General features: G+C 57.9%; 21 protein-coding genes and 1 riboswitch. Of the genes, 11 read left to right on the plus strand and 10 right to left on the minus strand.

Translation table 11 applies throughout. The features are described from left to right. Positions 1 to 24: 24 nt before the first annotated feature. Positions 25 to 1,287 (minus strand): phosphoribosylamine--glycine ligase, encoded by a 1,263-nt coding sequence (gene purD, locus SLH49_RS07080; RefSeq protein WP_320268429.1) that lies wholly within the window; start codon positions 1,285 to 1,287, stop codon positions 25 to 27. Positions 1,288 to 1,431: 144 nt separating this feature from the next. On the opposite strand from purD, the gene SLH49_RS07085 reads away from it, so the two are divergent. Both SLH49_RS07085 and xseA read left to right on the plus strand, forming a co-directional pair. Then, positions 1,432 to 2,022 carry a hypothetical protein gene (locus tag SLH49_RS07085; protein ID WP_320241696.1) on the plus strand — a complete coding sequence of 197 codons (591 nt, stop codon included), beginning with the start codon at positions 1,432 to 1,434 and terminating at the stop codon, positions 2,020 to 2,022. Then, on the plus strand, positions 2,023 to 3,525 hold the full coding sequence (gene xseA / locus SLH49_RS07090; protein WP_320268430.1) for an exodeoxyribonuclease VII large subunit: 1,503 nt from the start codon (positions 2,023 to 2,025) through the stop codon (positions 3,523 to 3,525). It abuts the gene before it with no gap. On the opposite strand, the gene SLH49_RS07095 is transcribed toward xseA, so the two are convergent. The 4 genes from SLH49_RS07095 to SLH49_RS07110 are packed head-to-tail and all read right to left on the minus strand — an operon-like array spanning position 3,517 to position 6,115. Further along, positions 3,517 to 4,359, minus strand: a complete 843-nt coding sequence (locus tag SLH49_RS07095) for an aminoglycoside phosphotransferase family protein (protein ID WP_320268431.1) — start codon at positions 4,357 to 4,359, stop codon at positions 3,517 to 3,519. The two genes, xseA and SLH49_RS07095, sit on opposite strands and share 9 nt — an antisense overlap. Continuing rightward, positions 4,343 to 4,735, minus strand: a complete 393-nt coding sequence (locus tag SLH49_RS07100; protein ID WP_320268432.1) for a hypothetical protein — start codon at positions 4,733 to 4,735, stop codon at positions 4,343 to 4,345. The genes SLH49_RS07095 and SLH49_RS07100 overlap by 17 nt, the downstream gene beginning before the upstream one ends. Beyond that, a complete protein-coding gene (locus tag SLH49_RS07105) occupies positions 4,732 to 5,118 on the minus strand; it encodes a hypothetical protein (RefSeq protein ID WP_320268433.1) in 387 nt (128 codons plus the stop codon). The genes SLH49_RS07100 and SLH49_RS07105 overlap by 4 nt, the downstream gene beginning before the upstream one ends. Then, a complete protein-coding gene (locus tag SLH49_RS07110) occupies positions 5,111 to 6,115 on the minus strand; it encodes an alkane 1-monooxygenase (RefSeq protein WP_320268434.1) in 1,005 nt (334 codons plus the stop codon). The genes SLH49_RS07105 and SLH49_RS07110 overlap by 8 nt, the downstream gene beginning before the upstream one ends. 153 nt (positions 6,116 to 6,268) lie before the next feature. Here SLH49_RS07110 and SLH49_RS07115 point away from each other — a divergent pair, with 153 nt between their 5' ends. The 4 genes from SLH49_RS07115 to SLH49_RS07130 all read left to right on the plus strand — a co-directional run bounded on the left by SLH49_RS07115 (position 6,269) and on the right by SLH49_RS07130 (position 10,870). After that, complete coding sequence (locus SLH49_RS07115; protein WP_320268435.1) at positions 6,269 to 7,954, plus strand: NAD(P)H-dependent oxidoreductase subunit E; 1,686 nt, start codon at positions 6,269 to 6,271, stop codon at positions 7,952 to 7,954. Between the two features lie 79 nt (positions 7,955 to 8,033). Next, positions 8,034 to 9,248 (plus strand): signal recognition particle-docking protein FtsY, encoded by a 1,215-nt coding sequence (gene ftsY, locus SLH49_RS07120; protein WP_320268436.1) that lies wholly within the window; start codon positions 8,034 to 8,036, stop codon positions 9,246 to 9,248. Further along, positions 9,245 to 10,171 carry a hypothetical protein gene (locus tag SLH49_RS07125; protein ID WP_320268437.1) on the plus strand — a complete coding sequence of 309 codons (927 nt, stop codon included), beginning with the start codon at positions 9,245 to 9,247 and terminating at the stop codon, positions 10,169 to 10,171. Before ftsY ends, SLH49_RS07125 begins: the two co-directional genes overlap by 4 nt. A gap of 69 nt (positions 10,172 to 10,240) precedes the next feature. Beyond that, positions 10,241 to 10,870, plus strand: a complete 630-nt coding sequence (locus SLH49_RS07130) for an inner membrane-spanning protein YciB (RefSeq protein WP_413785270.1) — start codon at positions 10,241 to 10,243, stop codon at positions 10,868 to 10,870. A 101-nt stretch (positions 10,871 to 10,971) separates the two neighbouring features. Here SLH49_RS07130 and SLH49_RS07135 read toward each other — a convergent pair whose 3' ends face one another. Beyond that, a complete protein-coding gene (locus tag SLH49_RS07135; RefSeq protein ID WP_320268438.1) occupies positions 10,972 to 11,298 on the minus strand; it encodes a PilZ domain-containing protein in 327 nt (108 codons plus the stop codon). A gap of 59 nt (positions 11,299 to 11,357) precedes the next feature. Further along, positions 11,358 to 12,065, minus strand: a complete 708-nt coding sequence (locus SLH49_RS07140; RefSeq protein ID WP_320268439.1) for a glutathione S-transferase N-terminal domain-containing protein — start codon at positions 12,063 to 12,065, stop codon at positions 11,358 to 11,360. 84 nt (positions 12,066 to 12,149) lie between these two features. Further along, positions 12,150 to 12,227: riboswitch (SAM riboswitch) on the plus strand. A gap of 62 nt (positions 12,228 to 12,289) precedes the next feature. On the opposite strand from SLH49_RS07140, the gene metZ reads away from it, so the two are divergent. Together metZ and folE2 are read left to right on the plus strand one after the other, a co-directional pair. Next, positions 12,290 to 13,465 (plus strand): O-succinylhomoserine sulfhydrylase, encoded by a 1,176-nt coding sequence (gene metZ, locus SLH49_RS07145; RefSeq protein WP_320268440.1) that lies wholly within the window; start codon positions 12,290 to 12,292, stop codon positions 13,463 to 13,465. A 174-nt stretch (positions 13,466 to 13,639) separates the two neighbouring features. Further along, a complete protein-coding gene (gene folE2 / locus SLH49_RS07150) occupies positions 13,640 to 14,743 on the plus strand; it encodes a GTP cyclohydrolase FolE2 (protein ID WP_320268533.1) in 1,104 nt (367 codons plus the stop codon). Position 14,744: 1 nt separating this feature from the next. Here the strand turns inward: folE2 and SLH49_RS07155 are convergent, their stop codons facing one another. From SLH49_RS07155 to SLH49_RS07165, 3 genes are all read right to left on the minus strand, one after another. After that, positions 14,745 to 15,506, minus strand: coding sequence for a fumarylacetoacetate hydrolase family protein (locus SLH49_RS07155; RefSeq protein WP_320268441.1), 762 nt, complete (start codon positions 15,504 to 15,506; stop codon positions 14,745 to 14,747). A 70-nt stretch (positions 15,507 to 15,576) separates the two neighbouring features. Next, positions 15,577 to 16,026 carry an SRPBCC family protein gene (locus SLH49_RS07160; RefSeq protein WP_320268442.1) on the minus strand — a complete coding sequence of 150 codons (450 nt, stop codon included), beginning with the start codon at positions 16,024 to 16,026 and terminating at the stop codon, positions 15,577 to 15,579. Beyond that, complete coding sequence (locus SLH49_RS07165; RefSeq protein WP_320268443.1) at positions 16,023 to 16,340, minus strand: metalloregulator ArsR/SmtB family transcription factor; 318 nt, start codon at positions 16,338 to 16,340, stop codon at positions 16,023 to 16,025. Before SLH49_RS07165 ends, SLH49_RS07160 begins: the two co-directional genes overlap by 4 nt. A 132-nt stretch (positions 16,341 to 16,472) precedes the next feature. Here SLH49_RS07165 and SLH49_RS07170 point away from each other — a divergent pair, with 132 nt between their 5' ends. The 3 genes from SLH49_RS07170 to SLH49_RS07180 all read left to right on the plus strand — a co-directional run bounded on the left by SLH49_RS07170 (position 16,473) and on the right by SLH49_RS07180 (position 18,891). Then, positions 16,473 to 17,093 carry an ATP-dependent Clp protease proteolytic subunit gene (locus SLH49_RS07170; protein WP_320268444.1) on the plus strand — a complete coding sequence of 207 codons (621 nt, stop codon included), beginning with the start codon at positions 16,473 to 16,475 and terminating at the stop codon, positions 17,091 to 17,093. 124 nt (positions 17,094 to 17,217) lie between these two features. Continuing rightward, positions 17,218 to 18,483: an ATP-dependent Clp protease ATP-binding subunit ClpX gene (clpX, locus tag SLH49_RS07175; protein WP_320268445.1), complete on the plus strand. Its 1,266-nt coding sequence runs from the start codon at positions 17,218 to 17,220 to the stop codon at positions 18,481 to 18,483. 24 nt (positions 18,484 to 18,507) lie between these two features. Further along, positions 18,508 to 18,891 carry a RidA family protein gene (locus SLH49_RS07180; protein ID WP_320268446.1) on the plus strand — a complete coding sequence of 128 codons (384 nt, stop codon included), beginning with the start codon at positions 18,508 to 18,510 and terminating at the stop codon, positions 18,889 to 18,891. Positions 18,892 to 18,939: the final 48 nt, after the last annotated feature.

Genomic DNA, 18,939 nt, shown 5'->3' on the forward strand with positions numbered 1-18,939 from the left:
TGGCCTGTTGAACTGTAATTGGTTCTACAACGCTCGCCAGCCGATGTCGGATCGGTAAAAGCCTTCATCCCAATCGACACCTTGCGCCATCGCATAGGCCTTTTCGTGCGCCTCGACCAAGGTGGCACCCCGCGCGGTGATGTTGAGAACACGGCCGCCGGTTGCGGTGATCTGGCCGTTCTTTTCGGTGGTCCCAGCGTGAAAGACCATGTGAAAGCTGTCCTCGGGCTGGCTGTCCAACCCTCTGATCACGCTGCCTTTCTCGTAGGCGGCCGGATAGCCATTGGCCGCCATGACAATGGTCAGCGCATGGTCATCGGCCCAATTGACCTGGATCTCATCCAGACGTTCTTCGGCGCAAGCCTGCATGAGGTCGAGGATCTGTCCGCCCAAGCGCATCATCAGACACTGGCATTCCGGGTCGCCAAAGCGGACGTTGTATTCCACAAGCCGTGGTTGCCCCTCTTTGATCATCAACCCGCAGAACAACACACCCTGAAATGGCGTTCCACGCTTGGACATCTCTTCCATGGTGGGGGCAATGATCTCATCCAGCGCCTTTTGCGTGACGGCTTCACTCATGACGGGGGCGGGGGAATAGGCGCCCATACCGCCGGTATTTGGCCCGGTATCGCCGTCAAAAGCGCGTTTGTGATCCTGTGCGGTTCCGATGGGCAACAGTGTCTTACCGTCGCAGAGCACAAAGAATGAGGCTTCCTCACCATCCATGTATTCTTCAATGACAACAATGGTTTCGCCGTTGCCAGCGTCAGAGGCAAACATCTGGTCAATCGCCGCCAGCGCCTCGGCCTCGGTCATGGCGACCGTCACGCCTTTGCCTGCGGCCAATCCATCAGCCTTCACAACGATGGGTGCACCTTCGGTGCGGATATATGCGCGCGCTTCGTCTGCATCGGTAAAGCGGGCATAGGATGCCGTAGGAGCACCGGCGGCATCGCAAATCGCTTTGGTAAAGGACTTTGACGCCTCAAGCTCCGCTGCCGCCTGGCTTGGCCCCAGAACCAAAAGACCCGATGCGCGAAGACGATCCGCAACGCCTGCTGCCAAAGGCGCCTCTGGCCCTATGATGACGAAATCAATGGCGTTTTCCTCGGCAAAGGTGGCAACAGCACCGCCATCAAGAATGTTAAGATCGGCGCAGTCAGCGATGGCCGCGATGCCCGCATTGCCGGGGGCCACGATCAGGCGGTCACATTTTGGGTTTTGCTTCACTGCCCAGGCGAGGCTGTGTTCCCGTCCGCCGCCACCCAAAATGAGAATGTTCATGCCCGCCTCCGCCAATTCATTGCACGCGTTCTAGGCCTGCGGTTCAGGGACCACAAGCGCGTGTTTTTTGCCAAGGGGTGCTTGGTGATTTGGCCAGTTCCGCATAAGCTGCCGCGCGGGGGCGTGATAACGCGAGATCACGGCATGAAACGTACGAAGACGGATCGGCGGCTTTGGCACCGGCTGGAAGGGTATAGTTTTCACGAGCGGCCATTGACCCGTTCCTTGGTTGACCGGCTCGGCGAGGAAACCGGGCACTCGGTGGATGTTTGCTATACGCTGGTCGAGGAATATCGTCGCTACATGTATCTTGTGGGCAGCACGGGCGAGACGCTTGCACCGTCGCCCATTGTCGATCTGGTCTGGCAACTTCATATTCAGGATGAGCGGGCCTATTTCGAAGACTTCTGCCCGCGTATTATTGGCCGTACGATCCATCACACACCGGTGCCTGATCCTGTTGAGGAAGATCCGGCCTATGAGCGTACCCTGGAATACTATGCACAAGAATTTGGTCGCCCGAACGTGCAATTCTGGCCTGACCCCGATGTCTCGGCGGTGACTGTCTCGAAATTCATGATGTGGAGCGTGGGGATGGCCGCCTTTGCGCTGGCGTTTCTGATGGGCTCTGTCCTTTTTGCGGCTTTTGGGGCATTTGTGGTCGGCGGTGGGCTGTTCCTGCGTTGGAAATTCTCGTCCCTGCCGTTGCAAAACCTGAAAGTCGAGGCAGAGTGATTGAACGACCTTTTTGAGGATGAACCCAGCGACAATACGCCGGAATTCACGGTTGCCGAAATCTCTGGAGCGGTCAAAAAGGCGATTGAGGGCGGTTTTTCCCATGTGCGCGTGCGCGGTGAAGTGGGCCGTGTATCACGGCCCGCGTCGGGTCATCTTTATCTTGATCTGAAAGATGACCGCGCGGTTCTGGCCGGTGTCATCTGGAAAGGCCGTGCGCAAAGCCTCGCCCACCGCCCGGAAGAGGGGATGGAGGTCGTCGCCACCGGCAAGCTGACCACATTTCCGGGGCAGTCAAAGTATCAGATGGTGATCGAGGATATCGCGCCTGCGGGTGCGGGCGCCTTGATGGCGATGCTGGAAAAGCGCAAGGCGCAGTTGGCGGCTGAGGGCCTCTTTGCGCCGGAACGCAAAAAGCCGCTGCCCTACCTGCCAGAGATCATCGGGGTTGTGACCTCTCCTTCGGGGGCAGTGATCCGGGACATTTTGCACCGGCTGCGGGACCGGTTCCCGCGCAAGGTGCTTGTCTGGCCGGTTGCGGTTCAGGGGCAGAAATGCGCGCCTGAGGTGGCTGCAGCTATCTCTGGGTTCAACAAGCTGACCCCGGGGGGTGCCTTGCCGCGACCTGATCTTTTGATCGTGGCGCGGGGTGGCGGCTCGCTGGAGGATTTGTGGGGATTTAACGAAGAGATTGTTGCGCGTGCAGCGGCAGCATCCGAAATCCCGCTGATCTCGGCTGTGGGGCATGAGACGGATACAACGCTGATCGATTACGTCGCCGATCAGCGTGCGCCGACACCCACGGCTGCGGCAGAACTGGCCGTGCCAGTGCGGATGGAGCTTTTGGCCTGGGTTGACGGACAGGGCGCGCGGTTGAGCCGGGCCTTGTCGTCCGGCATTTCCCAGCGTGGGCAGCGCCTGCGTGATCTGGGCCGGGCTTTGCCGCAAGCCGAAACGCTGGTTGAGGTGCCACGCCAGCGGCTCGACTATCTTGGTGAGCGTTTGCCCAACGCCCTGCATGCGACCGCCACCCAAAAGCGCCTGAAGCTGTCAGAAGCCGCTTTGCGTCCGACGATGCTGACCCGAAAACTGGCTGAAGACCGACGCCGTCTCGACGGTTTGGCGGGACGTCTCACACCGGCACTGCAACGCCGGTCGCGCGATGCGGCGCGCGCGCTGGAAAGTACCGCGCGTGGTTTGCGGAGCACCGCTCTGCGCGCCCGTACCGACCGCCAGCGTGAGCTCTTCGAAGCAGTTTCGCGCCGGCTGAGCGATCAGGCCCTACGTGGCCAAGCAGACCGCGTGGCCCGTCTGGCAGCACTGGATCGCGTGCGCGAGACGTTGGGCTATGTCGCAACGCTGAAGCGCGGCTATGCGGTGGTGCGGGATGAAAAGGCAGTGGTGACCGATGTGGCTGGGGCCAAGGCGGCGCGGGATCTGCAGATCGAGTTTGCTGATGGCCGCATTACGGTCAGTGCTGATCCGCAAGGTCGTCTATTCTGACGCGTCACGCACAGCCCAAAGCACATTGAGCATTGCGAAATTCGGCGTACCGCCATCGCGCAGATGCCAAACCGCCGAAAGGGCGGCGTGCACCGCTGCCCAATCAAGGAGCCGTTCTGGCGAGACGCCCAATTCTTGTCCCCACTTCGCCGAACGTCGCCTGATGTAGTCCGGGCTTTTGATGATGTGCGGCCCGCCCACCGGGTTGAGAAAAGCGGTCGCAAGTTCGTAGGCCCGGTCTCCGACGATACCCTTTGCATCAAAGGCCAGATCGCCGCGCGGGCTGCAGATGATATTGTCGTGATGCAGATCGCCATGAAGAGGTCGAATATCCCTCTGTCCTGCGATCAGTGTGTCGGCCAGAGCGCGCGCGCGATTTATGTTGTGTCGGGTTTCGTCGGGGGTGTCTGTTGCGGGCAGAGGTTCGCGGAGTGCACGGCACCAGTCGGCCAGATGCCGCATGTCTTTATTAACGCGCACCGGTTCCGTGTGTAGCCGCGCGGCCGTCGCCGCAAGCCGCCCGTCCGCTTGTTCCAATTGGCCCTCCCGCGCGAGATCGCCCAGCGTCGGACCCTCCAACCATTCTAGAAGTGCGGCACCATGGTGGAGGCCATCGAGCCGGGCAGCACCCTCGCCCTGCCACGCATCAAGCAGATCAAATCCGGGGCGTTCGTCCGGGATGGCTGGGTCGTGGTAGCACTTCAAAGCGGCCGGTTGTCCGTCCTCCCGCGTAACTTTCCAGACCGTTGCAAGTGTGGTTCGGGTCACAAAGACAGGTTGGTGAACAGCAAAGGCCTGCAGCAGCGAAGCGCTGGGCTCAGGAGGACAGGTCATTGCAGATCAAGGGATCGGTTCGGTCCGGCACCTCAAAAATAACGGTGTGTGGCGCGCGAGTCGTGTAGATGCCGCGCAGCCCCTCGGGATCAAGATAGATGGTCCAGCATTTGTGCTCCGGATCATGGTCATAGCGAAAGCAGATGTCGCCCTTGCTTTCAAACCACACGCCATATCGGCAGGTGCCGTCAAAGGCCGACCACATCACTCGGCGGCCGGGCAGGTATCGTTCAACGCCGTAAGTGGGGTTGAGTTCGGTACGAAAGGTGATCGTGCGGCCAGTGGCATAGGCATCAAACTCGGCGGCATCCATCGGCTCTTGCGCCAAGGCGGGCAGGCCGATCATGGCGATCAGGGCCGCCAGGCACGCCGTCATGACGTGAACCGGTCGCAGGCAAACAGATCATTGGGGTCAATGACGCTGACCCGATAGGGTTGCCCGATCTCCTGCTCAAAGATGCCCATAAGGTCGTCGCCATTCGGAAAGAAGTACCAGCATTTCTCGTCCGGATCGTCATCGTAGAGAAAGCAGATCTGGTCTTCGACCGGGTACCATGACCCAGTGCTGCAACGTCCATCGATGGTGGTCCAGATCACTCTGCGGTTCGGCAGATACCTTTCGGTGCCATAGGGCGCAGCGCGACCGACGCTATAGCCCAAAGTGCGGCCTTCGGCGTAGTCCTCGAACTCGTTTGCGTTCATGGCGTCTTGCGCCTGCGCGGTGCTCGCTATGAAACATAGGGCCAGCACGCTACGCATGGTGCCACCTGTCGACAAGCGGATCCATCATCCGTCTCCATAGTGGCGGGATGAGCGCGATGCTTGCCATCAAAGGCAATGGTTTGGGCAGCATCGGTGCATCGTCGGGCAGGCTGAGGGCCGGATAAGCCCGAGACGGATGCGCGTGGTGATCTGAATGCCGTGTAGCATTCAGCATCAGTGCCGAGGACAGAAAATGGGGGCTGTTCCAGCTGTGTTCATGCCCTACAGGGACCGGTTTGCCTCCGGGCCTTGCAGGTCTCTCAAGCCCATAATGCTGCACATAATCCGACATCAAAAGCTGTATCTGGGTGTAGGCAGCAAGGATTATGTAGGCGATGCCTGCCGCTGGTCCGCCCAAGAGAAAGGCCAGCGTGATCAATGCGGCAGCCCCGCCCACGTAAACCACGTATGGATTGCGCCAGGCGGGTCGACCGATGTTGCCAAGGCGCACGGCTTCAGCCTTGTAGCCTGCGCAGAAAGATCCGATCCATGCGCGGGGGATATAGCGATAAAGGCTCTCGCCCTTGCGCGATGTGTTTGGATCGGAGCGCGTAGCCACATGTCTGTGATGCACGAGCACATGGGCAGAGGTGTGATGGCCAAAGAGCAGCGAGATATAAACCCACATGCCAAGGCGATGCAGCCCGCGTTGAGGACGATGGATCAGTTCATGCGCATTCGCATTACTCACCTGTCCGAAATAGAGCCCGGCAGCGAAGAAAAGTCCGACTTTTTCGGTCGTTCCCAACCAGTCGCCGCTCAGGGCTACGACGCACAGGGGCAAGAGGGCCAAATGAACGATGGCCAATGTGATATTGAGCAAGGTTTCGTTTGAAACCACGCTCTCGGCGGGAGCATCTGGAACGGCGCGGTCCAGTATAGTCACCACGATTGTCAGCGAAATGACCGCAAGCGCAATCCAGGCGCCACCCATCATGGCGCCAATACCGATCAGCGCGGCTGGCAGGAGTGTTGCGACCGCAAAAAGTGGCATGCCCGATCTCATGTTTCGTATAGTTAGCATCGGTTTCGCGATTGATAAGACCAAATGCGATCAGAAACGCATTGGCGGCGCAACGTGTCGCTTTTGATTGGTTTGTCGCCAGCGCGCACGATAGTTTGGCGGTGTTTTTCATAGGGGCGGACCATGGCGTTGGACAATCGTGAGGGCATCTGGAAATCCGGGAAGGGCAAGGGCCGACACACGCCCAAGGGTCGTCAGCTGGAGGATGCGGCCTGCGGCGAGGTGAAGGCACTGCTGGGCGACGCACCACGCAGGCGAGATCTGCTGATTGAATTTCTCCACCTGATCCAGGACAAGTACGGGTGTTTGTCAGCCGCCCATCTGCGGGCACTTGCCGAAGAGATGCGGCTGAGTCAGGCAGAAGTTTACGAGGTGGCAACCTTCTATGCCCATTTTGACGTGGTCAAAGAAGGTGAAACACCACCTCCCGCCCTGACAATCCGGGTATGTGATTCCCTGTCATGCGAACTCGCGGGCGCGCAACAACTGAAGGCCGCACTGGAAGGGGGGCTCGATCCGGCACACGTACGTGTGTTGCGGGCACCCTGCATGGGGCGGTGTGATACCGCGCCTGTTTTGGAGCTTGGGCATAATCATATCGACCACGCCACACCGGAAAAGGTCGATGCAGCAATTGCAGCGGGTGCGACCCATGCGCAGATCCCGGACTATGAGGATCTTGGTGCTTATCGGGCGGCAGGTGGCTATGCCACCCTTGCCTCTCTGCGTGCGGGTGGAGATTGGGAAGCGGTGCAGGAGCAGGTGCTTGCGTCCGGCTTGCGGGGGCTCGGCGGTGCGGGCTTCCCGTCCGGCAAGAAATGGGGCTTTGTGCGTGCCAATCCCGGACCACGGTATCTTGCGGTGAACGGCGATGAGGGGGAGCCCGGCACGTTCAAGGACCGCTACTATCTGGAACGCACACCGCATCTGTTCCTTGAAGGTATGCTGATCGCTGCTTGGGCTGTCGAGGCCGAGACCTGTTACATCTATATGCGTGACGAATATCCAGCAGTGCTTGAGATTTTGCGGCGTGAAATCAAGGCGTTGGAAGACGCGGATATCGTTGCTGAGGGTTATGTCGATCTGCGTCGCGGTGCGGGTGCTTACATCTGCGGGGAAGAATCCGCGATGATCGAAAGTATCGAGGGCAAGCGCGGCCTGCCGCGACACCGCCCACCCTTCGTCGCGCAGGTTGGTATCTTTGATCAGCCGACCCTGGTGCACAATGTCGAAACGCTTTTGTGGGTTGCGCGGGTCTGTCGCGAGGGGCCGGAGGTGCTAAATGCGACCGAAAAGAACGGTCGGATCGGGCTGCGGTCATATTCTGTGTCAGGGCGGGTCGCGCAACCGGGTGTCTATCTGTTGCCCGCAGGCTCAAACATTCTGGATATCATTGACGCCGCAGGTGGGATGGCAGAAGGCCATGCATTCAAGGCCTACCAGCCCGGCGGACCCTCATCGGGTCTGTTGCCTGCATCAATTGATGATGTCCCGCTTGATTTCGACACGCTCCAACCCTTGGGTACATTTATTGGTTCTGCGGCAGTTGTCGTCCTCTCAGATCAAGACTGCGCGCGGGATGCGGCGCTGAATATGTTGCGGTTTTTTGAGGATGAAAGCTGCGGTCAATGTACGCCATGCCGGGTGGGCTGCGAAAAGGCGGTGAAGCTGATGCAGGCAGATCGTTGGGATCAACCGTTGCTTGAGGATTTGTGCACGGCGATGGCAGACGCGTCGATCTGCGGATTGGGGCAGGCGGCCCCGAATCCCATCAAGCTTGTCATGCAGCATTTCAAGGATGAGGTTTAACGGCGACACATGCTACGGCCTTTTCAATTGGCCAACCAGCGATTAGGTCATTTGTGACAATGATCTAAGGCGGTCGCATATGGCGTTTTTCAAAAAGCTCAAAGAGCGGATGTTCCGATCTTCATCCAAAATTGATGAAGGCCTGGACGCGATTGTGCAGGACGGCGCCGACGAAGCGGAAACTCATCTTGGTAGCATTGTCGAAGACACGGTCGAGACGCTTGAAACGACGACGAAGCCCGAACCCGCCCCGGAGGTGATGCGCGAGGATGCGGCCGAGGCGGCGAATACGTCACTTTCAGACGAAGAGCCACCAGAAGAGGCCGCTCTGACGCCGATTGAACCGGTGAAGCTGGATGTCGATTTGACAGCCCCGTTGTCAGAGGCGCCCCCTCCGGCACCTGAAAAGGGTGGCCTTCTGGGTCGGATGTTTGGCCGCTCGGAAGGTCAGGCAGTCGCGCGCCGTACGCTTGACGATGACATGCTCGAACAGTTGGAGGAACTGCTGATCACCGCAGACATGGGCGTCGATACGGCCTTGCGCGTGACGGCCAATATGGCCGAAGGACGCTTGGGGCGGAAACTCTCCGTGGCAGAGATCAAGGCGCTGATGGCACGCGAGGTTGCACAGATCATGGAATCTGTGGCGCGCCCCATGCCGCTATATGCGAAAAAGCCTCAAGTGGTGCTGGTTGTCGGGGTGAATGGGGCGGGTAAGACCACCACAATTGGCAAGCTCGCCAGCCAGTTCCGGGCCGCAGGCAAGAAGGTCGTGATCGCGGCAGGTGACACCTTTCGCGCCGCCGCCGTGGAACAATTGCAGGTCTGGGGTGATCGCGCGGGTGTACCCGTTTTGACAGCGCCGGAAGGGTCTGATCCGGCGAGCCTTGCCTTTGACGCGATGACGCAGGCGCAAGAGGAAAACGCCGACCTTTTGATGATTGATACCGCCGGACGTTTGCAAAACCGTGCTGATTTGATGGAAGAGCTCGCCAAGATCGTTCGTGTCATTCGCAAAAAGGACCCCGATGCGCCGCACAACACGCTGCTGGTACTAGACGCGACGACAGGTCAGAACGCGCTGAACCAAGTGAAGGTCTTTCAGGAATTGGCCGATGTGTCGGGGCTGGTTATGACCAAGCTGGATGGTACAGCAAAGGGCGGCGTTCTGGTCGCACTTGCTGACAAGTTTGGCCTTCCTATCCACGCGATTGGTGTGGGCGAGCAAATCGATGATCTGGCCCCGTTTGACCCGGAAGAATTTGCGGCGGCATTGGTGGGGATAGACACGTGATAAGGCTTTGTTGCGCCGCGCTGGCCCTACTGCCTTTTCACGCATTTGCGCAGCCGGCACCGGCGATGGATGATGTGGCCTGCGCTGCCAGTTATGCGTCAGCATCGGCATTTTCCATCATGCCCATCGCATTGCAGGAGGGGCCTGTAGCCATCGACGGTTGGTGCGAAGTCACGGGTTTGCAGGTTCAGGTCGAGAACTCGACGGAAATTCGCATTGAAAAATTGCGCTGGCGCAGCGCAGGTCATGCGCGCCTGGATGAGGGGCTTCCGCCAACGGCTCTACAGATGCAGATCACAGATCTGCAATATCTGGATCTGATTGGTGACCCACTTCTTGAGTATTTGATGCGGGTTCAATCGGTGAACCGACAAATCGATATCACCTTTGATGCTTATTGGGATGCCGCTGAGAGGCGTATGTCATTGATTGAAGCACGTTTGGGGTTTGCCCACGGCAATATGGTTGCTTTGTCAGGCATCTTTGAAGACGTCGACATAAGTGATGAGGTCGCACTGGCGCAATCGCTGGGCAGCGGAAAGATGACCGAAGTTAACGCCACTATCCAGACTTATGGTTTGTTCGAAGAATATGTGGTGCCGGCAATCATCTTTGGCCTGCTTGATGGTGCACCGGACCCTGCCGCAGCGGTCGAACAGCTCAAGCAAGAGGGCGTGGCGATCATCGACTCTGTGCCAGAACGGATTCTGGATGCGCAAAGTGCCGCTAACCTGGCGGCATTGATCCGTGACATGCCGCATCCCCAAGGTCGGATCAGCATGGCCGCGCGTAGCGAAAGCGGGATCGGTCCATTGAACCTTTTCGGTTTTGCGGTGCTCAGCGGTCCGAACATGATGTCGGATCTTTGGGACTCCCTGCCGGATCTTGAAGTGGCGTTGAATTACGAGGAGGGGCCCTTGTGAGGCGGCTTCCGTGGTACTGCGGCAGTTTTCGCCTATATCAGTGGGTACTGAGCGGTTTGGTGGCCGTCAATGTATAAGGAGATCCGCGTGGCGGAGAGACAGATCAGTCCGGTTCTGAAACAGGTCCTTGAGCTTGGGCCAACGCTGGCTTTTTTCCTGATCTACCTGCGGATCAAGGATGACACGTTCACGATTGGTGGAACCGAATATACCGGTTTCATTGTGGCCGCGCTGATCTTTGTGCCGATCCTGCTGGTCGCGATGGGGCTCTTATGGATGATGACCGGCAAACTCAGCCGGATGCAGGTGTTTACTGCCTTCATGGTCATCTTTTTCGGGGCATTGACCGCGTATTTCAACGACGAGCGGTTTTTCAAGATGAAGACCACGATCGTTTACGGGTTCATGGCGGCGCTCTTGGGCATAGGCCTCGTGCGGGGGCAGAGTTACTTGCAATATGTGATGGAGGAATTCCTGCCCATGCAGCCCGAAGGTTGGATGATCTTCACTCGGCGGCTGACTCTGATGTTTGCGGGTCTCGCGATTGCAAATGAGGTCATTTGGCGCACGCAAAGCACCGAGACGTGGGTAAAGCTGGAAACCTTCGCCTTTCCGGCGGTACTTTTTGTGTTCTTGTGGGTGCAGATCATTGGCTTGCAAAAATACCTGATCGAAGAGCCAGATACGGCCAAAGACTAGCCCTGCCGTCAGCAGCCATAAAACGCTGTGCTGGCGGTGGAAACGGATCCGGGCTCTGTGAAGGTCTAGCCAACAAGCGCGCGAGCGGTGTAACCGGCAGCTTACTGCATCTCCGCAAAACCATGCATGTGCGATGGGCGTCGACCGGCGCGCGCGTCGCGGCGGTAGCGCAGTGTGTCGACCTGATCATCTGTGATCTGCGGGCGGAATGTGATGCCGATATAGCCATTCGCGGCCCATTGCACGACGGCCGCAGCCCGGCAGTTCAGTATCTCGATTTCCACCTTATCGCCACGACGGAGATCGCGTAGGCCCTGCATGCGTGCGCCAGCATTGTTGACGTCGATGACGTGTCCTTTTTGCGGTCCCGCAGGTGTCCGCAGATTTGCCGGATACTGCGTCAGATAACGGTGTGGGCGGTACTGCATCTCAAGACCTTCACTCGTGCTACACGGGAAGAGGATAGGGATGCAACGCTAATAAATCGTTACGATTTTTTGGCAAAGAGGACGTTCTGTGCCGCACTGTCTTTGCGAAAGTCGCCGCGCTTTTCTGCAGCTACGGCGCGTCCGCGCTGCACGCCGGGACGCGCGCCCATCGTCTCAAGCCAGCGCGCCATATGTGGCTTGTCATCAAGCGTTTGCTGCTGACCTTCCCAAAGCGATGCCCAACCCCAGATCGACATGTCAGCAATCGAAAAGAAATCGCCCGCAACCCATTCATAATTGGCCAATTGCCGATCCAGCACCCCGTAAAGACGCGCGGTTTCGTTGCGATAGCGGTCCTTGGCATAGGGCAAGTCGTTCGGCGGGTTCATTGCTGGGGCATATTTCAGGAAATGGTGCGCCTGTCCTGCCATCGGCCCCAGCCCGCCCATCTGCCACATCAGCCATTGATCGACGCTGACCCGGTCTCGTTCAGTATCACCATAAAACCGCCCGGTCTTACGGGCCAGATATTGCAAGATGGCACCTGATTCAAAGATCGAAATCGGGGCGCCATCCGGGCCATCATGATCGACGATGGCGGGCATGCGATTGTTCGGCGCGATTTTCAGAAAATCCGGTTTGAACTGATCACCGGCGCCTATGTTCACAAGGTGGAGTTGATACGGCAATGCCATCTCTTCGAGCGCGATAGAGACCTTCCAGCCGTTGGGTGTGGGCCAGAAATACAGATCAATGGGTTGTGCCATGCCAGCCTCCTTTTTCAGATCAGCATCGCGATGATCGGCCAAAGCGCAAGTCCGAATACTTGACCTTGTCGCGGGGCGGGCCTATGCAATGAACGTGGCGATTTGTTACCGGATTGCGGGCCACGTTAAAGATGCCGCTAAAGAGGATTGTAGGTTTTTTAACCTCGATACCTTTGCCCGGTATCGGGGTTTTTTGATGCGCGATGGCGCGCGAGGGAATGAGAATGAAGACGTGGAACAAGCGCACCAAGGCCGTTCATGCGGGCACCCGCCGCAGTCAGTATAACGAGGTCAGCGAGGCGATCTACCTGACCCAAGGGTTCGTCTACGACACTGCCGAGGATGCCGAGGCGCGGTTTGTCAACGCAGGTCAGGACGAGTTCATCTATGCCCGCTACGGCAATCCGACTGTTGCGATGTTTGAAGACAGGATTGCAGCGCTTGAAGGTACCGAGGATGGCTTTGCCACCGCGTCCGGCATGGCTGCAGTGAATGGTGCGCTGACATCGATGCTACGGGCGGGTGATCATGTGGTCTCGGCACGGGCTTTGTTCGGGTCCTGTCTCTACATCCTGGAAGAGGTGCTGACCCGCTACGGTGTTGAGGTGACATTTGTCGACGGCACTGATCTTGCTGCGTGGGAGGTGGCGATCAGACCGGACACGAAGGCGGTGTTCTTCGAAAGCATCTCGAACCCGACGTTGGAGGTGATTGATATCGCGGCAGTCTCGACGCTCGCTCACGCCGTTGGTGCGACAGTTGTGGTGGACAACGTTTTTGCGACACCGGTCTTTTCGGATGCGGTCGCGCAGGGGGCTGATGTCGTCGTCTATTCAGCAACCAAGCATATCGACGGGCAGGGCCGTGCCTTGGGCGGGGTGATCCTCGGCACGCGGGAGTTCATCCGTGGCACGGTTGAGCCTTACCTGAAGCATACCGGCGGGGCGATGTCGCCCTTTAACGCGTGGATAATGCTCAAGGGGCTCGAGACGATGGATCTGCGGGTGAGGGCGCAGGCGGCAACGGCGTTGCACTTGGCGCAATCGCTGCAGTCCGATGGCCGATTGCAACAGGTGATCTATCCCGGACTGTCTGACCACCCGCAGCATGATCTGACGACACGTCAAATGGGTGTCGGCGGCACTGTTTTGGCGCTGGATGCAGGATCGCAAGCGGCTGCGTTCAAGCTGTTGAACGCGCTGGAGATCGTGACCATTTCCAACAATCTTGGTGACGCGAAATCCATTGCCACCCATCCGGCCACCACAACGCATCAGCGCCTTGCCGATGACGTCAAAGAGACGCTTGGCATCACGCCGGGCCTGATCCGCCTGAGCGTGGGTCTGGAAGACTCGGATGACCTGCTGACAGACTTGCGCGGAGCTATCAGCGCGCTTTGACCGGGTGACCTCGGGGCGGGAAAGTGGTTAAATGAAAGTGACTTAGCCCCGGAGAAGGTGGTAAAGATGACCGACCCACGGCCCGAATTATTGCGCATTTACAAAGATATCATTGGAAATACCGAAGAGGCGCCCCATCTAGCGTGTTCTAACGCACCGACTGGGGGGCCAGAGATGAATATCCACGCACCTGATATGGACCGTGAACCAACCCGGGCCGAGGCTGAGGCGGCGCTCGCCCTGCTGCGGCGCTGGGCTGTTGATGTCACGGCAGAGGAGGTTGCAACGCTGGCCCCGCTGGTCTCCCGTTTGATCCCCGGACAGGAAGTGTCGAACTATCCTGCTTTGGCGCGGGCATACCCAGAGGATTTTGAGGTCGATGACGCTTACAAAGCGTCGATGCCCGATCTGCAGAACGGACCTGCAAGCCTGATCCGCGGCGCGCAACAGCAAATCCAGCACGTCGGCATTTCGAATTTCCGCCTGCCGATCCGCTTTCACACGCGCGACAACGGTGATCTGACGCTTGAGACTTCGGTGACCGGGACGGTGTCGCTTGAGGCGGAGAAGAAGGGCATCAACATGTCCCGGATCATGCGCACGTTCTACAAACACGCGGAAGAGACGTTCAGCTTTGCGGTGATCGAAAAGGCGCTGGATTCCTACAAGACTGATCTTGAGAGCTTCGATGCCCGCATTCAGATGCGGTTCAGCTTTCCGATGAAAGTCGAAAGCCTGCGGTCCGGCCTGTCAGGCTACCAGTATTATGACATCGCACTTGAACTGGTCGAGAGTGCGGGCGTCCGCAAGAAGATCGTGCACCTCGACTATGTGTATTCGTCGACATGCCCGTGTTCACTGGAGTTGTCCGAACATGCGCGCCAGTTCCGCGGCCAGCTGGCTACGCCGCATTCGCAGCGCTCCGTCGCCCGGATTTCGGTGTTGCTTGAGGAGGGTGCTGAGGTCTTGTGGTTCGAGGACCTGATCGATCGTGCCCGGGCCGCTGTCCCGACTGAGACGCAAGTGATGGTCAAGCGCGAGGACGAGCAGGCCTTTGCAGAACTGAATGCCGCGAACCCGATCTTTGTGGAGGATGCAGCGCGTCTGTTTACCGAGCAACTACAGCTGGATACCCGGATATCGGATTTCCGTGTTATCGCGAGCCATCAGGAAAGCCTGCACAGCCACGATGCGGTGTCGGTGCTGACGGAAGGCGAAACCTTCGCCGCAGAAAGCCTTGATCCGCGACTGTTCCAGTCACTGTTCCACGTCGGATAAGTCAGTCTGCAATTGTGACCGGTAATGCGCCGATCCCGTCGATGACAACCGTGACTTCCTGCCCGGCCTTAATTGGGCGAGCGCCGATAGATGTGCCGCAGGCAATCACGTCACCAGGTTCTAAGGTCATGTCAGCGGACAGTTTGCTGGTGATCTGAGCCGGTGACATGATCATGTCATTGGCAGGATACGACTGACGCTCTCGCTCGCCGACCATGACTTTGACGGTGAGGTCTTCCCAGTTCACATCGGTCTGGATCACCGGACCGATCACGCCGAAACCGTCGAAGCCTTTCGCACGCGTCCATTGCGGGAAGGATGGGTCGGCGTTGAGTATATCCAGAGCAGTGATGTCGTTGACGCATGTATAGCCAAAGATAGCCTCCTTGGCCTCTTCCGGGCTGATATTGCTGCAGGTTTTGCCGATGACGATACCCAATTCACCCTCGAACAGGACTCGGCCCAAATCGGGCACTAGCGTGACCGTTGCCCCCGGCCCTGCAAGCGATGACAGCGGTTTGAGGAAGTAGAGCGGGTGTTCGGGGGTGTCCCAGCCATTTCGCTCTGCCGCCGCTTTGAAATTGTTCCAGAGGCCAATGAATTTGCCGGGAATGCAGGGGGGCAGGAGTGTTGCACCTGCCAGCGGGATTGGGTTGCCCGTGCTTTCGTCTGATCCCAAGGTCGCGCGAGGATGGAGCATGCCATCCTCAACAACACCTATTATTTCAGTGCCATTATCAGTCCGAATGCGCGCCCATTCCATTTATTGTCTCCCGGCCATGCTTTTGGCCGGGACCGTGCAACTTTAGCGAAACCACCGCAAGGGCTGTTGCTTACGCAACGGCAGGTATCTTGGCCGCGCTGGCATAGCAGCCAAGCACCATGTCCCATCCGCGCAGGTAGCTGGTACTGACGGCATCGGCGGTGTCGCCCAGAGTATTAAACCCGCCATGGGTCAGATCACAGCGCGTGCCATCCTCTGTTTCGGTGAATGAGACGGTGACCATCGTCGCCTCTTCAGGCGCGCGACCGGGATGCCATGAGAAGGCGAGGTACTTGCCCGGCTCATAAGCGATGAGCGTGCCCCAGACATTCTTGGACCCATCTTCGCCCGTTTCGACAATGTCGCCGTTCTTGTGATCAGGGAAAGTTACTGTGGACTTCGCCCCCTTGACGGAAAACGGATCTTTCGGCCACCAGGTGTCCATCTCGGTGGTGAAAAGTGCGAATGCGTCCGCAGCACTGAGCGGCACGGTCAGGGTCTTCTTGATCGGGTCTTTCATTTGGCGTTTCCTTTCGCTTTTTCCTCGGCCGCGCGGGCGAATGCGGCCAGGGCGTCATCCCAAAGTGTGTCGAGATACCGCCGCAATTCATCAACGCCATCCGGCGCAATCGCATAAAGCCGCCGGTTGCCCTCTGGCTTCACATCAAGCAGGCCCGCATCCGACAGGACACGCAAATGTTGGCTGACGGCGGGGCGGCTCACATCCATACCGGCTGCGATGGCGCCAACGGGCAAAGGCCCACGGCGCAGTTTTTCGATAATAACCCGGCGTGTGGGGTCCGCAAGTGCGACGATTGCATCCTGATAAGCCATGACTTACCGTAAGTCGTGACTTACGATTCGTCAAAGGTTTCGTGTCCCCTTGAAGCCCCTGACCCCCAACACTAAGACTCTGTCAGGATATTTGAAGTAGGACGGCACTCGTCCAAATGTGAGGCAGTAAATATGCAAGATCCCGCTGATACTTATATGAACCTTGTTCCCATGGTGGTTGAGCAGACCGCACGTGGTGAGCGGGCATATGATATTTTCTCAAGACTGCTCAAAGAGCGGATCGTGTTCGTCAATGGCCCCGTACATGACGGAATGAGCCAGCTGATCGTGGCTCAGTTGCTGCATCTGGAATCGGAGAATCCGAAGAAAGAGATCAGCATGTATATCAACAGCCCCGGTGGTGTCGTAACTTCGGGCCTGTCGATCTATGACACGATGCAATACATCAAGCCGAAGGTCAGCACGCTGGTGATTGGTCAGGCGGCCTCAATGGGCTCACTTTTGTTGACTGCCGGTGAACCTGGCATGCGGTTTTCGTTGCCCAATTCACGCGTGATGGTGCACCAGCCATCCGGCGGCTATCAGGGTCAGGCGACTGACATCATGATCCACGCGGCTGAGACGCAAAAGCTCAAGACGCGGCTGAACGAAATCTACGTCAAACATACCGGAAATACCCTCAAAAAGGTCGAAGCCGGGTTGGAGCGCGACAACTTCATGTCGCCCGAAGAAGCCAAGGAATGGGGCCTTATCGACGAAATCGTCGAAAATCGTCCGAAATCTGATGAGTAAACGGTTTATTTACGCCCCGTCCACATAATCATTTTGACATTGTGGACCTCGGCGGGCTGTCCTAGTGTTACGGCAGGGCAGCCCGAATTATGTTTGACCCGCCAAGTTGGCGAAGAGGTTTTAGATGGCGAATACATCCGGTAACGACAGCAAGAACACCTTGTATTGCAGCTTTTGTGGCAAAAGCCAGCACGAGGTGCGCAAGCTCATTGCCGGGCCAACAGTGTTCATCTGCGATGAATGTGTTGAGCTTTGTATGGACATCATACGGGAAGAGACAAAGACCGCTGGCCTGAAATCCGGCGACGGTGTGCCGACCCCAACCGAGATTTGTCAGGTGCTTGACGATTATGTGATCGGTCAACTGCATGCCAAGCGCGTGCTCTCTGTTGCGGTGCATAATCATTACAAGCGCCTGAACCATGCCGATAAGTCCGATATCGAGTTGGCGAAATCGAACATCATGCTGATCGGGCCGACAGGCTGCGGCAAGACGCTGCTGGCACAGACATTGGCGCGCATCCTTGATGTGCCTTTCACCATGGCCGACGCGACGACCCTGACCGAAGCTGGCTATGTGGGGGAGGATGTCGAAAACATTATCCTCAAGCTTCTACAGGCCTCAGAATACAATGTTGAACGTGCACAGCGCGGCATCGTCTATATCGACGAGGTCGACAAGATCACACGCAAGTCCGACAACCCCTCCATCACACGCGATGTATCGGGCGAAGGCGTGCAGCAGGCGCTCTTGAAGATTATGGAAGGCACCGTCGCTTCCGTGCCGCCCCAAGGTGGTCGCAAGCATCCTCAGCAGGAATTCCTGCAGGTGGACACGACAAACATCCTCTTCATTTGCGGTGGTGCTTTTGCGGGCCTCGACAAGATCATCGCGCAACGCGGAAAGGGCTCGGCCATGGGCTTTGGCGCAGATGTGCGCGAGGATGACGAGCGCGGTATCGGCGAAATTTTCACTGATCTTGAGCCTGAGGACCTGCTGAAATTCGGCCTCATCCCCGAATTTGTGGGCCGTCTGCCAGTGATCGCCACCTTGACCGATCTGGACGAGGAAGCGTTGATCACGATCCTGACCCAGCCCAAGAATGCGCTGGTCAAGCAGTATCAGCGCCTGTTTGAGCTTGAAGACACCAAACTGACATTCACCGATGACGCATTGGGCGCGATTGCCAAACGCGCGATTGAGCGCAAGACCGGTGCACGAGGCCTGCGGTCCATCATGGAAGACATCCTGCTTGATACGATGTTTGATCTGCCGGGTATGGATACTGTGACCGAAGTGGTCGTGAATGAAGAGGCGGTGACCTCGGACGTCGCACCACTGATGATCCACGATGATGGCAAGAAGAAAGAGCCTGCGACCGCAAGCTAGCATGCGTTGCTTGAGTAACTCGTCATGAGCGTCCGCCACATCTCAACCGGTTCGCCGTTTGAAGAGCAGATCGGCTATAGCCGCGCCGTTGTGGCAGATGGCTGGGTATTTGTCGCCGGGACAACCGGCTATGACTACGCCACCATGACCATGCCTGACAGCATCGAGACGCAGTGCAAGAACGCCCTAGCAACGATTGCCGCGGCGCTTGAGGAAGCGGGAAGCGGGCTCGATCATGTGGTCAGGGTGAATTATATCGTGCCGGATCCTTCTGAATGGCATAAATGCTGGCCGATCACGTCCACAGCCTTTGCCAAAGCCAAACCTGCGGCGACAATGATTTCGGCGGGCCTGCAAAACTCCGAAATGAAGATCGAGATTGAGGTGACGGCGCGCGTCGTCCCGTGACCGCTCTGGACCTTTCGCATCCATTGGTGCATGGATAAACCAGCGATA

It is taken from the genome of Cognatiyoonia sp. IB215446, assembly GCF_033963825.1.
Lineage (GTDB): Bacteria > Pseudomonadota > Alphaproteobacteria > Rhodobacterales > Rhodobacteraceae > Yoonia.

Bases quoted from the DNA above. Each gene is read 5' to 3' on its own strand.
- purD (WP_320268429.1), bottom strand. From the start codon at position 1,287: ATGAACATTCTCATTTTGGGTGGCGGCGGACGGGAACACAGCCTCGCC.
- SLH49_RS07085 (WP_320241696.1), top strand. From the start codon at position 1,432: ATGAAACGTACGAAGACGGATCGGCGGCTTTGGCACCGGCTGGAAGGG.
- SLH49_RS07095 (WP_320268431.1), bottom strand. From the start codon at position 4,359: ATGACCTGTCCTCCTGAGCCCAGCGCTTCGCTGCTGCAGGCCTTTGCT.
- SLH49_RS07100 (WP_320268432.1), bottom strand. From the start codon at position 4,735: ATGACGGCGTGCCTGGCGGCCCTGATCGCCATGATCGGCCTGCCCGCC.
- SLH49_RS07105 (WP_320268433.1), bottom strand. From the start codon at position 5,118: ATGCGTAGCGTGCTGGCCCTATGTTTCATAGCGAGCACCGCGCAGGCG.
- SLH49_RS07110 (WP_320268434.1), bottom strand. From the start codon at position 6,115: ATGCCACTTTTTGCGGTCGCAACACTCCTGCCAGCCGCGCTGATCGGT.
- SLH49_RS07115 (WP_320268435.1), top strand. From the start codon at position 6,269: ATGGCGTTGGACAATCGTGAGGGCATCTGGAAATCCGGGAAGGGCAAG.
- ftsY (WP_320268436.1), top strand. From the start codon at position 8,034: ATGGCGTTTTTCAAAAAGCTCAAAGAGCGGATGTTCCGATCTTCATCC.
- SLH49_RS07130 (WP_413785270.1), top strand. From the start codon at position 10,241: ATGTATAAGGAGATCCGCGTGGCGGAGAGACAGATCAGTCCGGTTCTG.
- SLH49_RS07135 (WP_320268438.1), bottom strand. From the start codon at position 11,298: ATGCAGTACCGCCCACACCGTTATCTGACGCAGTATCCGGCAAATCTG.
- SLH49_RS07140 (WP_320268439.1), bottom strand. From the start codon at position 12,065: ATGGCACAACCCATTGATCTGTATTTCTGGCCCACACCCAACGGCTGG.
- metZ (WP_320268440.1), top strand. From the start codon at position 12,290: ATGAAGACGTGGAACAAGCGCACCAAGGCCGTTCATGCGGGCACCCGC.
- folE2 (WP_320268533.1), top strand. From the start codon at position 13,640: ATGAATATCCACGCACCTGATATGGACCGTGAACCAACCCGGGCCGAG.
- SLH49_RS07155 (WP_320268441.1), bottom strand. From the start codon at position 15,506: ATGGAATGGGCGCGCATTCGGACTGATAATGGCACTGAAATAATAGGT.
- SLH49_RS07160 (WP_320268442.1), bottom strand. From the start codon at position 16,026: ATGAAAGACCCGATCAAGAAGACCCTGACCGTGCCGCTCAGTGCTGCG.
- SLH49_RS07165 (WP_320268443.1), bottom strand. From the start codon at position 16,340: ATGGCTTATCAGGATGCAATCGTCGCACTTGCGGACCCCACACGCCGG.
- SLH49_RS07170 (WP_320268444.1), top strand. From the start codon at position 16,473: ATGCAAGATCCCGCTGATACTTATATGAACCTTGTTCCCATGGTGGTT.
- clpX (WP_320268445.1), top strand. From the start codon at position 17,218: ATGGCGAATACATCCGGTAACGACAGCAAGAACACCTTGTATTGCAGC.
- SLH49_RS07180 (WP_320268446.1), top strand. From the start codon at position 18,508: ATGAGCGTCCGCCACATCTCAACCGGTTCGCCGTTTGAAGAGCAGATC.